Consider the following 15781-nt stretch of genomic DNA (forward strand, 5'->3'; position numbering starts at 1 on the left):
CGCGCGGCGGCCTGTTGCAACTGATCGCCAATCTGGCGGAGTTCGCCGCTACTTTGATTAGCCAAACCCTAAGGTGCGGTAAGCCAGACACTGCTTTTCTCTCGAATGCAAAGATGAAACTCTGAGGGCAGCGAAACATAACCGCAGCCGCACCGCGTGTGATCTGTTCACGCTGTGAAATGTCAGGGGTATGCATTGTCGACTGAAAAGACGGACACGTTGGTCGTGGGGGCTGGACAGGCGGGGATCGCCCTGAGCGAGCATTTGAAATCGCACGGCATTCCCCACATCGTCGTCGAAAAGAACCGCATCGCCGAGGCGTGGCGGAGCGGGCGGTGGGACTCGCTTGTGGCGAACGGACCGGCCTGGCATGACCGCTTTCCCAACATGGAATTCGACGGCTGCGACCCGGATGGCTTTCCCGGCAAGGACACCGTCGCCACCTATCTGGAAAACTATGCGCGCATGATCGACGCGCCGATCCGCACCGGGGTCGAGGTGTTCAGCGCCGAGCGCAACCAGGGCCGCCCGGGGTTCACTGTTGAAACCTCGGAAGGCCGGATCGAGGCCTTGAACGTGGTCGCAGCGACCGGCGCGTTTCAGCATCCGGTGACCCCGCCGATGGTACCGGAAACCGAAGGTATCACGCAGCTGCATTCGTTCCACTACAAGTCCCCGGACCAACTGCCCGACGGCGGTGTTCTGGTGGTGGGCGCCGGGTCCTCTGGCGCGCAGATTGCGGATGAACTGAACCGCGCGGGGCGCAAGGTCCATCTGTCGGTGGGCCCGCACGAACGCCCGCCGCGCGCCTATCGCGGGCGCGATTTCTGCTGGTGGCTGGGGGTTCTGGGCCTGTGGGACCTGGCAGCGGCCGCGCCCGGCAAGGAACATGTGACGATTTCGGTCAGCGGCGCCTATGGCGGCCAGACCATGGATTTCCGCCGCCTCGCGCAAGAGGGTGTGACGCTGCTGGGCCTGACCGAGACCTGCACCGGGGGCGTCGCCCGCTTTCGCGACGATCTGCGGGACAACATCGCGGCGGGGGATGCCAGCTATCTGGGGATGCTGGACCTTGCCGACGCCCATGTGGCGCGCAACGGGCTGGACCTGCCCCCCGAAACCGAAGCCCGCACAATGCTGCCCGACCCGCAGTGCGTCACCCATCCGATCCGCGAACTGGACCTGAGCAAGGCCGGCATCCGCACCATCATATGGGCCACCGGCTTTCGCCAGGATTTCAGCTGGATGAAGGTCGATGCCTTTGATGAAAACGGCAGACCGCGGCACCAGCGCGGCGTGTCATCGGAACCGGGGATCTATTTCCTTGGCCTTCCCTGGCAATCGCGGCGGGGCTCGACCTTTATCTGGGGTGTCTGGCATGATGCCAAATACGTGGCCGAACAGATCGCGATTCAAGCCAGGTACAGGGCCTATCGCGGCCCGTCCGAGCATGAAAAAGCCGCCGCCGAGTGACAGGAGAAAACACCATGGCCAAGGATCATATCGACCCGGTCGGAGAGCTGCGCCAGAACACCGCGCAACCGTTCGAGACGGCGCGCGCGATGCCGCCGTCGGTCTACACCTCGGACGCCTTTCTGCAAGAAGAGCTGGCGCACATCTTCTCCAAGGATTGGTTCTGTGTCGGGCGGGCCGACAGCCTTGCCAAGCCGGGCGACTACACGACCTGCGATCTGGCAGGCCAGCCGATCATCGTCATTCGCGACCGCGACGGCGCCTTGCGGGCCATGTCCAACGTCTGCCTGCACCGGATGTCGACCTTGTTGCAGGGCCGCGGCAACACCCGCGCCATCGTTTGCCCCTATCACGCCTGGACCTACAACCTGGATGGGTCGCTGCGCGGTGCGCCGGCGATGACGCTGAACGCGGGCTTTTGCAAAGATGCCTATCAGCTGCCCGAAATCCGCTGCGAGGAATGGCTGGGCTGGGTCTTTATCTGCCTGAACAAGGACACGCCCCCGGTCGCCCGGCAACTGGCCGAGGTCGAAGATCTTGTCGCCGGGTATGACATGACGAACTATACCGAGACCTTCTTTGAGGAACACGTCTGGGACACCAACTGGAAGGTGCTGGCCGAAAACTTCATGGAAAGCTATCACCTGCCGGTCTGCCATGCGGGCACCATCGGCGGCCTGTCCAAGCTGGAGGACATGGTCTGCCCGCCCGGGCACCCGGCCTTCAACTATCACACGATCCTCAAGGACGACCAGTTGCGCATCGCCATGGCGCATCCCGGCAACGACCGGCTGAAAGGCGAAGAGCGCCGCACGACCTTCCTGCTGGCGATCTATCCCAGCCTGATGATCACGCTGACGCCGGGCTATTTCTGGTATCTCAGCCTGCATCCCAAGGGCCCCGGCCAGGTCCACATCCGGTTCGGCGGCGGCATGTCGGACGATTATGCGGGCGACGAAGATGCCCAAAGCAATTTCGAGGCGCTCAAGACGCTGCTGGACGATGTGAACATCGAAGACCGCGGCTGCACCGAAAAGGTGTACCGGGGGCTGTGCTCGGATCACGCGGTTCCGGGGCATCTGAGCCACCTTGAACGTCCGAACTATGACTTTGCCCACTATCTGATGGCCCGGATCGAACAGGGGCGCAGCGCCTGACCCCCGGATCCCGTTTGCCCGATTTCCCCTGACAGGAGCCCAAATGGCCCATACCCGCATTCGCAAGTTCAACACCCGCGAGACATACCCCGAGCAGAAACTCGACAACGATCTGTGCCAGGCGGTGGTTACCCAGGGCGGCCGGATCGTCTGGCTGCGCGGCCAGTGCCCGCAGAACCTTGACGATGCCAAAAACATCGACAGCCACGACCCGGTCGAGCAGACCCACAAGGTGATGCAGAACATCAAGCAACTGATCGAAGAGGCCGGCGGCAGCATGGAGCACCTGGTCAAGGTTGTCGTCTACATCACCGATGTCCGCCACCGCGAGGCGGTCTATCGAACCATGGGCGAATACATCAAGGGCGTGTATCCGGTTTCGACGGGGCTGGTGGTTTCGGCGCTGGCACGGCCCGAATGGCTGGTCGAAATCGACGGCACCGCCGTCATCCCGGAGTGAACCGATGACCTTTTCCCTTGTCGCGCGCTGCGAGGAAACAGGCATGTTCGGCATGGCGATCTCGTCCTCCTCGCCTGCTGTCGCGGCGCGCTGCGCCTATGCGCGCGCGGGCGTCGGCGCGGTGGCGTCGCAGAACGTGACCGACCCGACGCTGGGGCCGCTGGCGCTGGACCTGATGCAGGGCGGAATGAGCGCGCCAGAGGCCATCGCAGGCGTGCGTGATCTTGGCCGGTTCATCGAATACCGGCAGGTGCTGGCGGTCGATGCGCAGGGCCGCACGGCGATCCATTCGGGGCCGAAATCGTTGGGCATCTGGACCCAGGCGCAGGCGCAGAACGTCGCCTCGGGCGGCAACCTTCTGGCCAATGACAGCGTGCCCCAGGCCATCGTTGACGGATTTCTGGCCGCAAAGGGCCATATCGGCGACCGGCTGATCGCCGCGATGCGCGCGGGGCTTGCGGCGGGCGGCGAGGCCGGGCCGGTGCATTCGGCCGGCATGCTGATCGTCGACAAGGTCAGCTGGCCGGTGGCCGATTTGCGCTGCGACTGGACCGAAGACTGCCCGATCGAGAATATTGCCACCGCCTGGGAGGTCTACAAGCCGCAGCTTGACGCCTATATCCAGCGCGCGCTGGACCCGCGCGAAGCGCCGTCCTATGGCGTGCCCGGCAACGACTGACACCGTCTTGGCCGTACGGGGTGCGGCGCCAAAAGGGGCAGAGCGCGCTGCACAGGCACACCCGGATCAAGGACAAGGCTTGAATGTCTGCAGGTGCGGCGTCAACATTTGCAAATGCCTTTACGCTTTACCCTGCGCCAGTTGGAATACTTCGTCGCCGTCGGCGAGATGGGCTCGATTGCGCTGGCCGCGGAAAAGGTCAACGTGTCGTCGCCCTCGATCTCGGCCGCCATCTCGCAGCTTGAAAAGGAATTCGGCATCCCGCTGTTCGTGCGCCAGCACGCGCAGGGCCTGTCGCTGACACAGGCCGGGCGGCAGATGCTGGATCAGGTCCGGGTGGTCCTGCGCGAGGCAAACATCGTGCTGGACCTTGCGGGAGACATCTCGGGCGAGGTGCGCGGCGCGCTGCATATCGGATGTCTTGTGACCTTTGCCCAGCTTGTCCTGCCGTCGTTGCGGCGCCGGTTTCAGGCTGGCTTCCCCGAAGTCCGCGTGCGCCAGTCCGAACTGAACCAGGCCGAGATTTTCAGCGCCCTGCGCCGGGCCGAAATCGACGTGGCGCTGACCTACGATCTGCAATTGCCTGCCGATCTGATCTTTGAATCCCTGCTGGAACTGCCGCCCTACGTGATCGTCGACGTGGCGCACCCCCTGGTCGGCGCCGACGAAGTCACCGTCGCCGATCTGGCGGACTTTCCCATGGTGCTGCTCGATTTGCCCTATTCCTCCGAGTATTTCCTCTCCTTCTTCGCAGCAGCGGGCATCACCCCGAACGTGGCCGAACGCACACGCGACATGGCGGTGATGCGCAGCCTTGTGGCCAACGGCTTCGGCTTTTCCATCGCCAATGTGCCGTTGACCTCGAACCAGTCTCCTGATGGAAAGCCGCTTTGCTACATCCCCATGCGCGGCGCGGTGCGGCCCATGCGCATGGGGTTGTTGATGCCCACCGATGCCGAGCAGTCCAGCGTGATCCGCGCCTTTGTGGGCCATTGCAAAAGTGACGATCAGGCCAGGGCCTTTCCCGGCTTCGGGCCCATGCAGGGCCCGACGGCGCGATCTTAGCCTTTTCCTAACCGAGGCTTGGGCAAGCGCGACTTTTCCCTGCCGCGCGTCGGTCTATACTGCTGCCAACCCGAATGGCGGAGACATGTATGCGGGCCACCGTCATGCGCGCGAAATCAAGCAGCTGGCCACCGAGTGAGCAACGACCCCTTCCCTTTTCCCGCCCAAAAATTGGACACCCCACAATGAGCGACCTGCTTGCCATTCTCGACCGTTTGATCGGGTTCGATACAGTCAGCGCGCGGCCCAACCGGGACCTTATGGCCTATGTCTCGGATTTTCTGACGACACGCGGCGCCAGGGTGACAGCGATTGCGGGCAAAGACCCGGGCAAAAGCGGCCTTGTCGCCACCATCGGCCCCGAAACGGCGGGCGGCATCGCGCTGTCGGCGCATACCGATGTGGTGCCGGTCGAGGGTCAGGATTGGACCCCCCCCGCCTTTGCATTGACCCGCGAAGGGGGTCGGCTTTACGGGCGTGGAACCACCGACATGAAGGGCTTTGTCGCCTGCATGCTCGGGGCTGCGGACCTGGCGGCACAGGCCCCGCTGCGCGCGCCGCTGACGCTTGTGCTGTCCTATGACGAAGAAATCGGCTGCGTCGGCATCCAGGAAATGCGCCCTGCCCTGCCCGCATTGCTTGGCGCGCCGCGGCTTTGCATCGTGGGCGAGCCGACAGAGATGGCTGTCGCTACAGGGCACAAGGGCAAGATCGCGCTCAGGGCGGTCTGCAGCGGCGAAGCCGGCCATTCGGCGCTTGCCCCGAACTTCGTCAATGCACTCGACCTTGCCGCCGATCTGGTGGTCGCCATTCGCCAATTGCAGGTTAGCCTGCGGCAGGACGGCGCGCGCGACGCCGCCTATGCCATCCCCTACAGCACGGCCCATGTCGGCCTGCTGTCGGGCGGCCGGGCGCTGAACATCGTGCCCGAGCACGCAGAGCTAACCTTTGAACTGCGCCACCTTGCCGCCGATGCACCACAGCAGCTTTTGGCGCGGATCAAGGCCGCGGCCGATGGCATAACCACGCACTACGGTCCTGCGGCCGCGATCCGGTTCGAAACGCTTACCGCCTATCCCGGGCTGGACTTGGCCCCGGACGATGCGGCCGTCGGACTTGCCTCGCGGTTCGCCGCGACAGGGCGCCTGACCAAGGTGGCCTTTGGCACCGAGGCCGGGGTTTTTCAGGAAATGGGCGTTCCCACGATCGTGTGCGGCCCTGGCTCGATGTCAGGCCAAGGTCACAAACCGGATGAATATATCGAGATTTCACAGCTTGCGGCCTGTCAGGCCATGCTTGGCCGCGTGGTCGAGGATCTGCGCGCCTGACCTGTGCCGCAAGCTATCGGCTGGGCTGGGGCGCTAAAAGATACGACACCTTCACTGCCCCGAAGTCGATTGCGCTGACGATCAAACTCAGTGCGTCCAGGCACCCTTGCGATCGACCGCAAAGTTTTCGGCGTAGCCGCGCGGACGGATGTTGGGTTTGCGCTTGTGCGGCTCGAACACTTGGGCGTCGATGCCATGTTCCTTGGCATAGGCCAAGGCGGCCTCTTGGCTGTCGAAGCGCAGACGCACCTGGGTCTGCGTGTCGTTGGACGATGTCCAGCCCATCAATGGATCGACCTCGCGCGCCGTGGCGGGTGCGAATTCCAGCAGCCAGACCTTTGTCTTGCCCTGACCGGACGACATGGCCGTCCTGGACGGTTGATAGATGCGTGCGCGCATGGACCATCTCCTTTGACTGCGGCGTTTATCCGGCATTTCGCCAGCGGGGGCAAGCGCCGCTTGTGCGTGATTTGTCACATCCGCCCGCCAGCGCCGCCGATGCGGAAAGCGATGCAAAACCATTGCGTTAGCTGTCAAGCCAGCCAATCAGTTCATCCCGGCTATAGGAAACATGAATGACATTCATGTCGTCGATCCCGAAACCACCAAGCAATTCCTGGAACATCCTCATGTGGCCATACCCCAGTTCCGAGTCGACAAGGCAGCCGCGCTTGACCCCTTTGCGATGCGGAAACCGCTCAAGGGAAAACACCTGTTTGCGGCAGACAGCAGGATCGTAGGGCGAAAAATCAAAGCCACGAAAATCCCAAAGCGCCCGGATATCAGGCGGGTAGCCGGCGTTGGTGGTCAGCATCTCGTACACGGATACCAGTTGCGAAGCGTCCGGCCGACCAATCGGCGTACATTCGACGATCATCCGGCCGCTGGGCAAGGCAAATCCGTTTACCCCAACGGTACCGGCTGGCGCCGCGCCAAGGCTGTGTTCATGGTCGTAGCCATTCATTTTGGGCACTGAACTCTACCTAAAAGTGTGTTAGCTCTAACTTAGTCGCACAAAATCAGCCCGTTCTCAAGTAAATCAACGGCTGTGACGTGGGGCAACACCAAACCATCCCAGCACCTTTCCGGATCAGGCCAGCCGCAAAGGCGCGGTGCAGCCCCTTGTCCTTGGCAGCCCCAAGGAACATATTGTGAACCACTGGAGAGCCTTGATGCACAACAACAACCCTGAATCCATGCCGGCGCTGCACGCTCCTGCCCCAAAGGTGGCAGAGCGCGAGAAACTGGAGGGTGGCAGACGCTTTGTCATGCACACCGAGTTTACGGCCGCTGGCGACCAGCCCACGGCGATCAAGGAACTGTCAGCAGGCATCGACCAAGGGGATCGCGATCAGGTTCTGCTGGGCGCGACCGGCACCGGCAAGACCTTCACGATGGCCAAGGTGATCGAGGAAACCCAGCGCCCGGCGATCATCCTTGCTCCGAACAAGACACTGGCCGCCCAGCTATACGGCGAGTTCAAGGGCTTTTTCCCCGAGAACGCGGTCGAATATTTCGTCAGCTATTACGACTACTACCAGCCCGAGGCCTATGTCGCGCGTTCTGACACCTATATCGAGAAGGAATCCCAGATCAACGAACAGATCGACCGGATGCGCCACTCGGCCACCCGGGCGCTGCTGGAACGCGACGATGTGATCATCATCGCGTCGGTGTCGTGCATCTACGGCATCGGGTCTGTCGAAACCTACGGCGCGATGACGGTCGATCTGCATGCGGGCAAGGAATACGAGATGCGCGCCGTCATGGCCGATCTGGTCGCCCAGCAATACCGCCGCAACGACGCCGCCTTTCAGCGCGGATCGTTCCGCGTGCGTGGCGACAGCCTCGAAGTCTGGCCCGCCCACCTCGAAGACCGCGCCTGGCGGCTGGCCTTCTTCGGAGACGAGTTGGAAAGCATTACCGAATTCGATCCCCTGACCGGGCAGAAAACCGATACGTTCGAGCGCATCCGCATTTACGCCAACTCGCACTATGTCACGCCGCGCCCGACGATGAACCAGGCGGTCATTGGCATCAAGAAAGAGCTGCGCCAGAGGCTTGATCAGCTGGTGAACGAAGGCAAGCTGCTGGAAGCGCAGCGGCTGGAACAGCGCACCAACTTTGACCTCGAAATGCTCGAGGCGACGGGCGTCTGCAACGGGATCGAGAACTATTCGCGCTATCTGACGGGCCGCGCACCGGGCGAACCGCCCCCCACCCTGTTCGAATTCATCCCCGACAACGCAATTGTTTTCGCGGACGAATCCCACGTGTCGGTGCCGCAGATCGGCGCCATGTACAAGGGCGACTTCCGCCGCAAGATGACCCTCGCGGAACACGGGTTCCGCCTGCCCTCCTGCATGGACAACCGCCCGCTGAAGTTCGAGGAATGGGATGCCATGCGCCCGCAGTCGATCTTTGTCAGCGCGACGCCTGCAAAATGGGAAATGGATCAGGCGGGCGGCGTATTCACCGAACAGGTCATCCGCCCCACCGGCCTTCTGGACCCGATGGTCGAAATCCGCCCCGTCGACATGCAGGTCGACGATCTGCTGGACGAGGTCCGCAAGGTCACCGCCCAGGGCATGCGCACGCTGTGCACCACCCTGACCAAACGCATGGCCGAGGATCTGACCGAATACATGCACGAACAGGGCATCAAGGTGCGCTACATGCATTCGGACATCGACACCATCGAACGGATCGAGATCCTGCGCGACCTGCGTCTGGGTGCCTTTGACGTGCTGATCGGCATCAACCTGCTGCGCGAGGGTCTGGACATTCCCGAATGCGGGCTGGTCGCCATTCTGGACGCGGATAAAGAGGGCTTCTTGCGCTCTGAAACCTCGCTGATCCAGACCATCGGCCGCGCCGCGCGCAACGCCGAAGGCCGCGTGATCATGTACGCCGACCGCATCACCGGCAGCATGGAGCGCGCATTGGGCGAAACCGACCGCCGCCGCGCCAAGCAGATCGCCTATAACCAAGAGCATGGCATCACCCCCGCAACGGTCAAGAAGAACGTCGAGGACATTCTTGCCGGTCTGTACCAGGGCGACGTGGACATGAACCGCGTCACCGCCAAGATCGACGACAAATTGGCCGGATCGAACCTCAAGGCTGTTCTGGATGGGCTGCGGGCAGACATGCGCAAGGCCGCCGAGAACCTGGAGTTCGAAGAGGCCGCCCGCCTGCGCGACGAGGTCAAAAGGTTGGAAGCCGTCGATCTGGCTGTCCACGACGATCCCTTGGCCCGGCAGTCGGCGATAGACGCCGCCTCTGAGGCGGCGGTGAAATCCAAGGGGCGCTCAACCGCCGGGAGACCGGGGCAAAGAGGCGGCGTGAAAAGACGCGGGCGTTAGAACCCTAGGCGATTGGATGCGTTTACCATCCATCAACAATGATCGCTTTACCCTGACGGCATGCAGCCCCGTTTGTCCCCCCTTTCGCCTGAGCTTTGGCTTCGTGATCTGTTCGCCTCCAAGGCGGTGCAGAAAGGCGAAGTCATCCGGCGCAAGGCGCGTGATATTGAACGCTTTGTCGGGATGGAGGCGTTCATGCGGGAAATCCACCGGCGCGGCTATCGCGTTGCCGAGAATTCGGGGCAGATCGTCATTTTCTGCAATCAGGCTCCGGTACGCTGGCTGACAGGCGACCCGGTCCCGCTTTCTTCAAAAGAAAGCGGCCCGAAATCTTGAAAAGATTTCGGCACCAGCATTGCGCGGGCGCCGGGGTTTTCCAGTTTGCCAAAGGTTGAAATCGAATCTAGTATACTAGTAATCCAATCAACCTCGAGGGCAGGATGAGTCGCAGATTGAAGGTCCTGATTTCAGGAACCGGCTTTGCCGGGCAAGGCCATGCAGAGGCCTTTCGCGCCGCCGGAGCGGAGATCGTCGGCATGGTCGGCAGGACCCCCGAAGTCGTCGCCGAGGTCGCCGCCAGACTGGGCATTCCCCACGCCGGCACCGACTGGCAGGCGGCGCTGGACCTGTTGCAACCCGACATTGTCGCGATCGCCACACCGGGCGGCGCGCATTTCACCCCGATTGCCCAGGCCATCGCGGCGGGGTGCCACATCTTTTGCGACAAGCCGATGACCGAAAGCGCAGAAACCGCCGTCGACCTGTACCAGCGCGCCAAGGCTCGCGGCGTCAAAACCGCCTATGCCGCCAGCTTTCGCTATACCCCCAGTGTCCTGCACGCCAAACGCCTGGTTGCCGAAGGGGCGATCGGCGCCCCGACCGAGATCGAGTGCATGTCGCACTTCAACCTTGAACGCGACATCCCCTTTGGCTGGTCGCATCGCAAAGAGGACGGCGGCGGGCGGCTGAACAACAACTTTACCCATACCCTGTCCATCGTGACCTCGGTCGTGGGGGACAAGGTGCTGGGCATTTTTGGTGACCTTCGCGATGACCTGGGCCGCGCCCCCATCGTGAAAGGGGTCCACAATTTTGCGACCCGGCGCGATTTCATTCCCAAGGACCTGACCGACCCTGCACTGGAATGGGGCGAAAGCAACGTCGAATGGTCCTATACCGTGCTGGCCCGCCTGCAAAGCCCGCTTGCCGAACAGCCGGTTTCGGTCCTGTTCAAGCATGGCGGGCTGGTGCCCCGTTTTCACGACGACCACATCGTGTTCTACGGCACCAAGGGCGCGATCCATCTCAAGGGTCATTACGGCAGCGGCCAGCTGTCGCTGTACAGCAAGGACAAGGGATGGCAGGACATCCCCCTGCCCCGGGACATCGCCGCCGCCGTCCCGAAAGTCACCGGCGAGACCGAGCAATGCTGGCACTACCTGGCGCGCGAACTGGTCAAAGATATTCAGGGCGAGACGGTCGACCCCTATCCGACATTCCGCGAAGGCAGCCAATACCAACAGCTGATCGACATCATCCGCAAGACCCACACTTGGACCGATACCTCTGATCTGTTCTGACGCCTGCGCCCCGGTGCCCAAGGAAAGGCCCCCAACATGAAGATCACTGATGCCAAACTCTTCGTCGGCGGCCCCGGCAAGAACTACGTCACGCTCAAGATCATGACCGATCAGGGCGTCTATGGGCTGGGCGATGCGACGCTGAACAACCGTGAAACCCTGCCGGCCGCCTACCTGCATGACTACCTGATCCCCAACCTGATCGGCCTGGACCCGCGCAACAGCGAAGACATCTGGCAGCTGTTCTATCGCGGCGCTTATTTCCGGCGCGGCCCCATCGCCATGGCTGCCTTTGGCGCCGTGGACATGGCCCTGTGGGACATCAAGGGCAAGCTGGCCAACATGCCGCTGTACCAGTTGTTCGGCGGAAAAAGCCGCGAGGGCGCTATGGTCTATGCACACGCCACCGGCGCCGACCTGCCTGACCTGATGGAGTCGATCGCGCATTACGTCGAGCAAGGCTACAGGGCCGTGCGCGTGCAATGCGGCATTCCCGGGATGCCCACCGCCAGCTATGCGGTCCCCGAGGAAAAGGGCGCGGGCAAGCACTATATCACCGATTTCAGCGGCATCCGCCCCAAGGTCGAAACCTGGGATACCGGCAAGTACATGCGCTACATGCCCGGGGCCCTGATGGAGATCCGCGAACGCTTTGGCCCCGATCTGGAAATCCTGCACGATGTGCATCACCGGCTGCTGCCGCGCGAGGCCGCTGAATTCGCCAAAGAGGTGGAACCGGCCCGGCTGTTCTGGCTCGAAGACCCGACCCCGGCCGAAGACCAGAATGCCCTGCGCCTGCTGCGCCAGCATTCGACCGTGCCGATCGCCATCGGCGAAGTCTTCAACTCGATCTACGACTGCAACAAGCTGATCGAGAACGAGCTGATCGATTTCATCCGCGTGGCCGTCACCTATGCGGGCGGGATCACCCACGTCAAACGCATCGTCGACCTGGCCGGGCTGCATCACGTGCGCACCGGGTTTCACGGCGCGCCCAGCCATTCACCGCTGTGCATGGCGGCGCAGGCGCATCTGAACGCCTGGGCGCCGAACTTTGGCATCCAGGAATACCTGGTGTTGGGCACACCGGAATGCGACGCGCTGTTCCCGTCCGACCACCGCATGGAAAACGGCATGGTGCATGTCAGCGATGCCCCCGGACTGGGCGTGGATTTCGACGAACATGAGGCCGCGCGCTACAGCTATCAACCGGGCAGCCATCCGGTCGTGCGCCTGACCGACGGGACGCTGTGGAATTACTGAAATCCGGCGGCGAAGCCCCTGCCCCACGACAAGGTGCATTTTTTATTTGACTTAACTGGTATACTAGTCTTCATTAACGCGAGGACGGTCGGCACTGGGAGGAGCGACCAGAACTACCCGAATCTCGGACAAGCGGGCGCCGCCGCAATTGTCGGCGCGCACCGTAGCCAAAAGCCAGGCGCGGCTTGCCCGGGCCCGGACGCCATGTGCCGCCGGCCAGACAAAACTGGCCGTCGCAGTTCAACAAAACCAAGGTCAAAACATCCAAGGGAGGATCTCATGTACCAGAAAATCAACGCATCCATTTTCGCCGCGGCCGCGGCTGTGACCATGCTTGGCACAACAGCGGACGCTGCCGAATGGCGCGGTTGGAACATCCACGTCGACGGCTATCCCAACACCGTCGCAATGGACAAGTTCGCCGAGCTGCTGGCCGAAAAGACCGGCGGTGAAATCACCCTGCAGATGTTCCACGGCGGCACCCTGGGCAGCCAGCCCGACGCCATCGAACAGGTTCGCCTGGGCGGTCTGGAAATCGGCAACTTCAACCTTGGCCCCATTGGTCCGATCGCAGCCGAAGCCAACGTCGTGTCGCTGCCGTTCATCTTCAAGGACGTGCCGCACATGTTCCGCGTGCTGAACGGCGAAGGCGGTCAGATGATTTCGGACGGCATGGCGGCCAAGGGGCTTGTGCCGTTGGCATGGTACGACGCCGGCGCGCGGTCGTTCTATAACGGCGACAAGCCGATCAACACCCCCGAGGACGTGGCCGGCATGAAGGTGCGGGTCATGAACAACGACCTGTATTCCGGCATGATCGCCGAGCTGGGCGGCAACCCGTCGCCGATGGCCTTTGCCGAGGTCTACCAGGCGCTGAAAACCGGTGTTGTCGACGGCGCGGAAAACAACTGGCCTTCGTATGAATCGACCGGTCACTTCGAGGTTGCGGGCTATTACTCGCTCAGCCAGCACCTGATCATCCCCGAGTGTGTCTGCATCAACGCCGATGCCTACAACGCCCTGTCCGATGACATGAAGACCGCCGTGAAAGACGCCGCGATGGAATCCGCCGCGCTGCAACAGCAGCTTTGGGCCGAGCGCGAAGCCTCGAGCCGCGAGATGGTCGAAAAGGCCGGCGTGGTAACCAACGAGATCGCCGACAAAGGTCCGTTCCAGGCCGCCATGGCCCCGGTTTACGAAGCCTACCTGGCCGCAAACCCGGATCTGCGTCCGCTGGTCGAACTGATCCAAGCGACCGAATAAGTCGATCCATCCCCCTCACACCCCGGCGGCAAGACTGTCGCCGGGGTGCCTTGCCGCAAGGAACCCGCGATGGATGATCGCAACGCCCGCCCTGATTTCATGTCTGCAATAGACACCCTGCTGGACCGCATCGCCGCGCTTTGCCGTGTGATCACCGGCGTTTCACTGGTTTTCCTGACGGTGATCTTCGGCTGGCTGGTCTTTGGCCGCTACGTGCTGAACGCCACGCCCACCTGGGTGGAACAGGCCGCGCTTTTGCTGGTCATGGTCATCGCCTTCCTTGGCGCCGCCGTGGGCGTGCATGAACACACGCATCTTGCGGTGACTGCCCTGCGCAGCGCCGTTCCGAGTTGGATGCGCACGGTCTTTGTCATCGTGACTGACCTTGCCATGGCCGGTTTCGGCGGCTTGATGCTGATTTACGGGGCCAAGCTGACCGCGTTCAAATGGGGGTCGATGATCCCCCTGATCCAACTGCCAGAAGGGCTTCGATCGCTGCCTTTGACCATCGGCGGCGCGCTGATCTTACTGTTTTCTCTGGCCCATCTCTTGCGTCTCGCGCTGGGGCGCGACCTGCGCAGCGACACTTTCGAATAAGGAACGATCATGGGATTGCTTGTTCTGCTGGGCCTGTTCGGCCTTTGCGTCGTGATCGGCGTGCCCGTCGCCTTTGCGCTGGGGATTTCGGCGCTTGCCGCCTTTGCCTACGAAGGCCTGCCGCTGATGATCGGGTTTCAGCGCATCATTTCGGGGATCAACGTCTTTTCGCTGATGGCCATCCCCTTCTTCATCTTCGCAGGCGAATTGATGTTCCACGGCGGTATCGCCATGCGGCTGGTCAAATTCGCCTCGGCCGCCGTTGGTGCGGTGCGCGGCGGGCTGGGTATCGTCAACGTGTTCTCGTCGATGCTGTTTGGCGGGATCTCGGGGTCGGCGGTTGCAGACATCTCGGCGCTGGGGTCGATCCTTGTGCCGGTGATGAAGGAAAAGGGCTATGACGCCGATTACGCGGTCAACGTCACGGTGACCTCGTCGATCGCGGGCATCATCATCCCGCCCAGTCATAACATGATCATCTTTGCCATCGCGGCGGGCGGCGGCATCTCGATTTCCAAGCTGTTCCTTGCGGGCGTCGTCCCGGGCGTGCTGATGTGCCTGTGCCTTGCCGCCGCCGCCTATATCGTTGCGGTGCGCCGCGGCTATCAGGCTGAAAAGTTCCCTGGCTGGGGCGAGCTTGCGCTCAGCTTTTTCGGGGCCATCCCGGGCCTGTTGACCGCCGTCATCATCGTCGGCGGCGTGCTGTCGGGCATCTTTACCGTCACCGAATCCGGGGCCTTTGGCGCCATCTACGCCTTTGTCGTCACGCTGCTGATCTATCGCAGCATCACCTGGGAAAACTTCCGCACCGCAGTGGTGTCTTCGGTGCGCACGACCTCGATGGTGATGATCCTGATCGCCTGCGCCGGGGCCTTTGCCTACATGCTGACCTTTTACCGGGTTCCGGACAAGACCGTGGTGCTTTTGACCGGATTGACGGACAACCCCATCATGATCCTGCTGATGATCAACCTTGTCCTGCTGGTGCTGGGCATGATCATGGACATGGCTGCTCTGATCCTGATCTGCACTCCGATCTTTCTGCCAGTGGCAATCAGCATCGGCGTCGACCCCTACCAGTTCGGCATGATCCTTCTGGTGAACCTGGGCCTGGGGCTGTGCACGCCGCCTGTCGGGTCCTGCCTGTTTGTCGGCTGCGCCGTGGGCAAGCTGCCGATGGAAAAGGCCGTGCGGACGATCTGGCCCTTTTACCTGGCCATACTGGTGGCGCTGATGCTGATCACCTTTGTTCCGGCCATCTCGCTGACCTTGCCGGGAATCCTCGATCCGTGACGAGCCGTGCGACCAAGCGGACAGTTGGAAGACGCGTCAACAAAAGGACCCCGTCTTGAGTGTACTGTAATCCTTTGACCTGTCGGGCAAGATCGCTGTCGTGACCGGGGCCAAGCGCGGCATCACCGTGCCGGGCTATGTGGCGACCGACAACACGCAGGCCTTGCAGGACGATCCGGGCCGATCCCAGGCGATTCTTGGTCGCATTCCGGCGGGACGCTGTGGAAATCCTGTTGGTCGATGGCGGCTGGATGGGCC

15 protein-coding genes and 1 pseudogene are annotated in these 15781 nt (G+C 62.4%); 14 read left to right on the forward strand and 2 right to left on the reverse strand.

Going from position 1 to position 15781, the window contains the following annotated elements; translation table 11 throughout:
- Positions 1 to 195 precede the first annotated feature (195 nt).
- The 6 genes from QF118_RS18885 (at position 196) to argE (ending at position 6162) form a co-directional block, all read left to right on the forward strand.
- Positions 196 to 1473: a flavin-containing monooxygenase gene (locus tag QF118_RS18885; protein WP_282302563.1), complete on the forward strand. Its 1278-nt coding sequence runs from the start codon at positions 196 to 198 to the stop codon at positions 1471 to 1473.
- 14 nt (positions 1474 to 1487) lie between these two features.
- Complete coding sequence (locus QF118_RS18890; RefSeq protein WP_282302564.1) at positions 1488 to 2630, forward strand: aromatic ring-hydroxylating oxygenase subunit alpha; 1143 nt, start codon at positions 1488 to 1490, stop codon at positions 2628 to 2630.
- Between the two features lie 43 nt (positions 2631 to 2673).
- On the forward strand, positions 2674 to 3090 hold the full coding sequence (locus QF118_RS18895) for a RidA family protein (protein ID WP_282302565.1): 417 nt from the start codon (positions 2674 to 2676) through the stop codon (positions 3088 to 3090).
- A gap of 4 nt (positions 3091 to 3094) precedes the next feature.
- The gene (locus tag QF118_RS18900) at positions 3095 to 3769 is read left to right on the forward strand and encodes a DUF1028 domain-containing protein (RefSeq protein WP_282302566.1); all 675 of its coding nucleotides are present in this window, start codon (positions 3095 to 3097) and stop codon (positions 3767 to 3769) included.
- A gap of 114 nt (positions 3770 to 3883) precedes the next feature.
- The gene (locus tag QF118_RS18905; protein WP_282302567.1) at positions 3884 to 4834 is read left to right on the forward strand and encodes a LysR family transcriptional regulator; all 951 of its coding nucleotides are present in this window, start codon (positions 3884 to 3886) and stop codon (positions 4832 to 4834) included.
- A gap of 185 nt (positions 4835 to 5019) precedes the next feature.
- Positions 5020 to 6162 carry an acetylornithine deacetylase gene (argE, locus tag QF118_RS18910; RefSeq protein ID WP_282302568.1) on the forward strand — a complete coding sequence of 381 codons (1143 nt, stop codon included), beginning with the start codon at positions 5020 to 5022 and terminating at the stop codon, positions 6160 to 6162.
- 87 nt (positions 6163 to 6249) lie between these two features.
- On the opposite strand, the gene QF118_RS18915 is transcribed toward argE, so the two are convergent.
- Both QF118_RS18915 and QF118_RS18920 read right to left on the reverse strand, forming a co-directional pair.
- Entirely contained in the window at positions 6250 to 6561 is a 312-nt protein-coding gene (locus QF118_RS18915; RefSeq protein ID WP_282302569.1) for an ETC complex I subunit, read from the reverse strand.
- A 127-nt stretch (positions 6562 to 6688) separates the two neighbouring features.
- Complete coding sequence (locus QF118_RS18920; protein ID WP_282302570.1) at positions 6689 to 7126, reverse strand: hypothetical protein; 438 nt, start codon at positions 7124 to 7126, stop codon at positions 6689 to 6691.
- A gap of 208 nt (positions 7127 to 7334) precedes the next feature.
- Between QF118_RS18920 and uvrB the strand changes: the two genes are divergently transcribed.
- From uvrB to QF118_RS18960, 8 genes and pseudogenes are all read left to right on the forward strand, one after another.
- Positions 7335 to 9527, forward strand: coding sequence for an excinuclease ABC subunit UvrB (gene uvrB / locus QF118_RS18925; protein ID WP_394357103.1), 2193 nt, complete (start codon positions 7335 to 7337; stop codon positions 9525 to 9527).
- A gap of 126 nt (positions 9528 to 9653) precedes the next feature.
- Positions 9654 to 9863: an aspartate aminotransferase gene (locus QF118_RS18930; RefSeq protein WP_317133913.1), complete on the forward strand. Its 210-nt coding sequence runs from the start codon at positions 9654 to 9656 to the stop codon at positions 9861 to 9863.
- Positions 9864 to 9967: 104 nt separating this feature from the next.
- Entirely contained in the window at positions 9968 to 11107 is a 1140-nt protein-coding gene (locus QF118_RS18935; protein ID WP_282302572.1) for a Gfo/Idh/MocA family protein, read from the forward strand.
- A gap of 36 nt (positions 11108 to 11143) precedes the next feature.
- Positions 11144 to 12370 carry a D-mannonate dehydratase ManD gene (gene manD / locus QF118_RS18940; protein ID WP_282302573.1) on the forward strand — a complete coding sequence of 409 codons (1227 nt, stop codon included), beginning with the start codon at positions 11144 to 11146 and terminating at the stop codon, positions 12368 to 12370.
- A gap of 279 nt (positions 12371 to 12649) precedes the next feature.
- Complete coding sequence (locus QF118_RS18945; RefSeq protein ID WP_282302574.1) at positions 12650 to 13633, forward strand: TRAP transporter substrate-binding protein; 984 nt, start codon at positions 12650 to 12652, stop codon at positions 13631 to 13633.
- Positions 13634 to 13702: 69 nt separating this feature from the next.
- Positions 13703 to 14230 (forward strand): TRAP transporter small permease, encoded by a 528-nt coding sequence (locus tag QF118_RS18950; protein WP_282302575.1) that lies wholly within the window; start codon positions 13703 to 13705, stop codon positions 14228 to 14230.
- A gap of 9 nt (positions 14231 to 14239) precedes the next feature.
- Positions 14240 to 15523: a TRAP transporter large permease gene (locus QF118_RS18955; protein ID WP_282302576.1), complete on the forward strand. Its 1284-nt coding sequence runs from the start codon at positions 14240 to 14242 to the stop codon at positions 15521 to 15523.
- Between the two features lie 109 nt (positions 15524 to 15632).
- Positions 15633 to 15755, forward strand: a pseudogene (locus QF118_RS18960) (2-deoxy-D-gluconate 3-dehydrogenase); the annotation flags it as partial.
- Positions 15756 to 15781 lie beyond the last annotated feature (26 nt).

This window comes from Tropicibacter oceani, assembly GCF_029958925.1.
Taxonomy (GTDB): domain Bacteria; phylum Pseudomonadota; class Alphaproteobacteria; order Rhodobacterales; family Rhodobacteraceae; genus Pacificoceanicola; species Pacificoceanicola oceani.

Coding starts and splice junctions, on each gene's coding strand:
- QF118_RS18945 (WP_282302574.1), top strand. CDS start 12,650: ATGTACCAGAAAATCAACGCATCCATTTTCGCCGCGGCCGCGGCTGTG.
- argE (WP_282302568.1), top strand. CDS start 5,020: ATGAGCGACCTGCTTGCCATTCTCGACCGTTTGATCGGGTTCGATACA.
- QF118_RS18950 (WP_282302575.1), top strand. CDS start 13,703: ATGGATGATCGCAACGCCCGCCCTGATTTCATGTCTGCAATAGACACC.
- manD (WP_282302573.1), top strand. CDS start 11,144: ATGAAGATCACTGATGCCAAACTCTTCGTCGGCGGCCCCGGCAAGAAC.
- QF118_RS18920 (WP_282302570.1), bottom strand. CDS start 7,126: ATGAATGGCTACGACCATGAACACAGCCTTGGCGCGGCGCCAGCCGGT.
- QF118_RS18915 (WP_282302569.1), bottom strand. CDS start 6,561: ATGCGCGCACGCATCTATCAACCGTCCAGGACGGCCATGTCGTCCGGT.
- QF118_RS18935 (WP_282302572.1), top strand. CDS start 9,968: ATGAGTCGCAGATTGAAGGTCCTGATTTCAGGAACCGGCTTTGCCGGG.
- QF118_RS18900 (WP_282302566.1), top strand. CDS start 3,095: ATGACCTTTTCCCTTGTCGCGCGCTGCGAGGAAACAGGCATGTTCGGC.
- QF118_RS18890 (WP_282302564.1), top strand. CDS start 1,488: ATGGCCAAGGATCATATCGACCCGGTCGGAGAGCTGCGCCAGAACACC.
- QF118_RS18905 (WP_282302567.1), top strand. CDS start 3,884: ATGCCTTTACGCTTTACCCTGCGCCAGTTGGAATACTTCGTCGCCGTC.
- uvrB (WP_394357103.1), top strand. CDS start 7,335: ATGCACAACAACAACCCTGAATCCATGCCGGCGCTGCACGCTCCTGCC.
- QF118_RS18895 (WP_282302565.1), top strand. CDS start 2,674: ATGGCCCATACCCGCATTCGCAAGTTCAACACCCGCGAGACATACCCC.
- QF118_RS18955 (WP_282302576.1), top strand. CDS start 14,240: ATGGGATTGCTTGTTCTGCTGGGCCTGTTCGGCCTTTGCGTCGTGATC.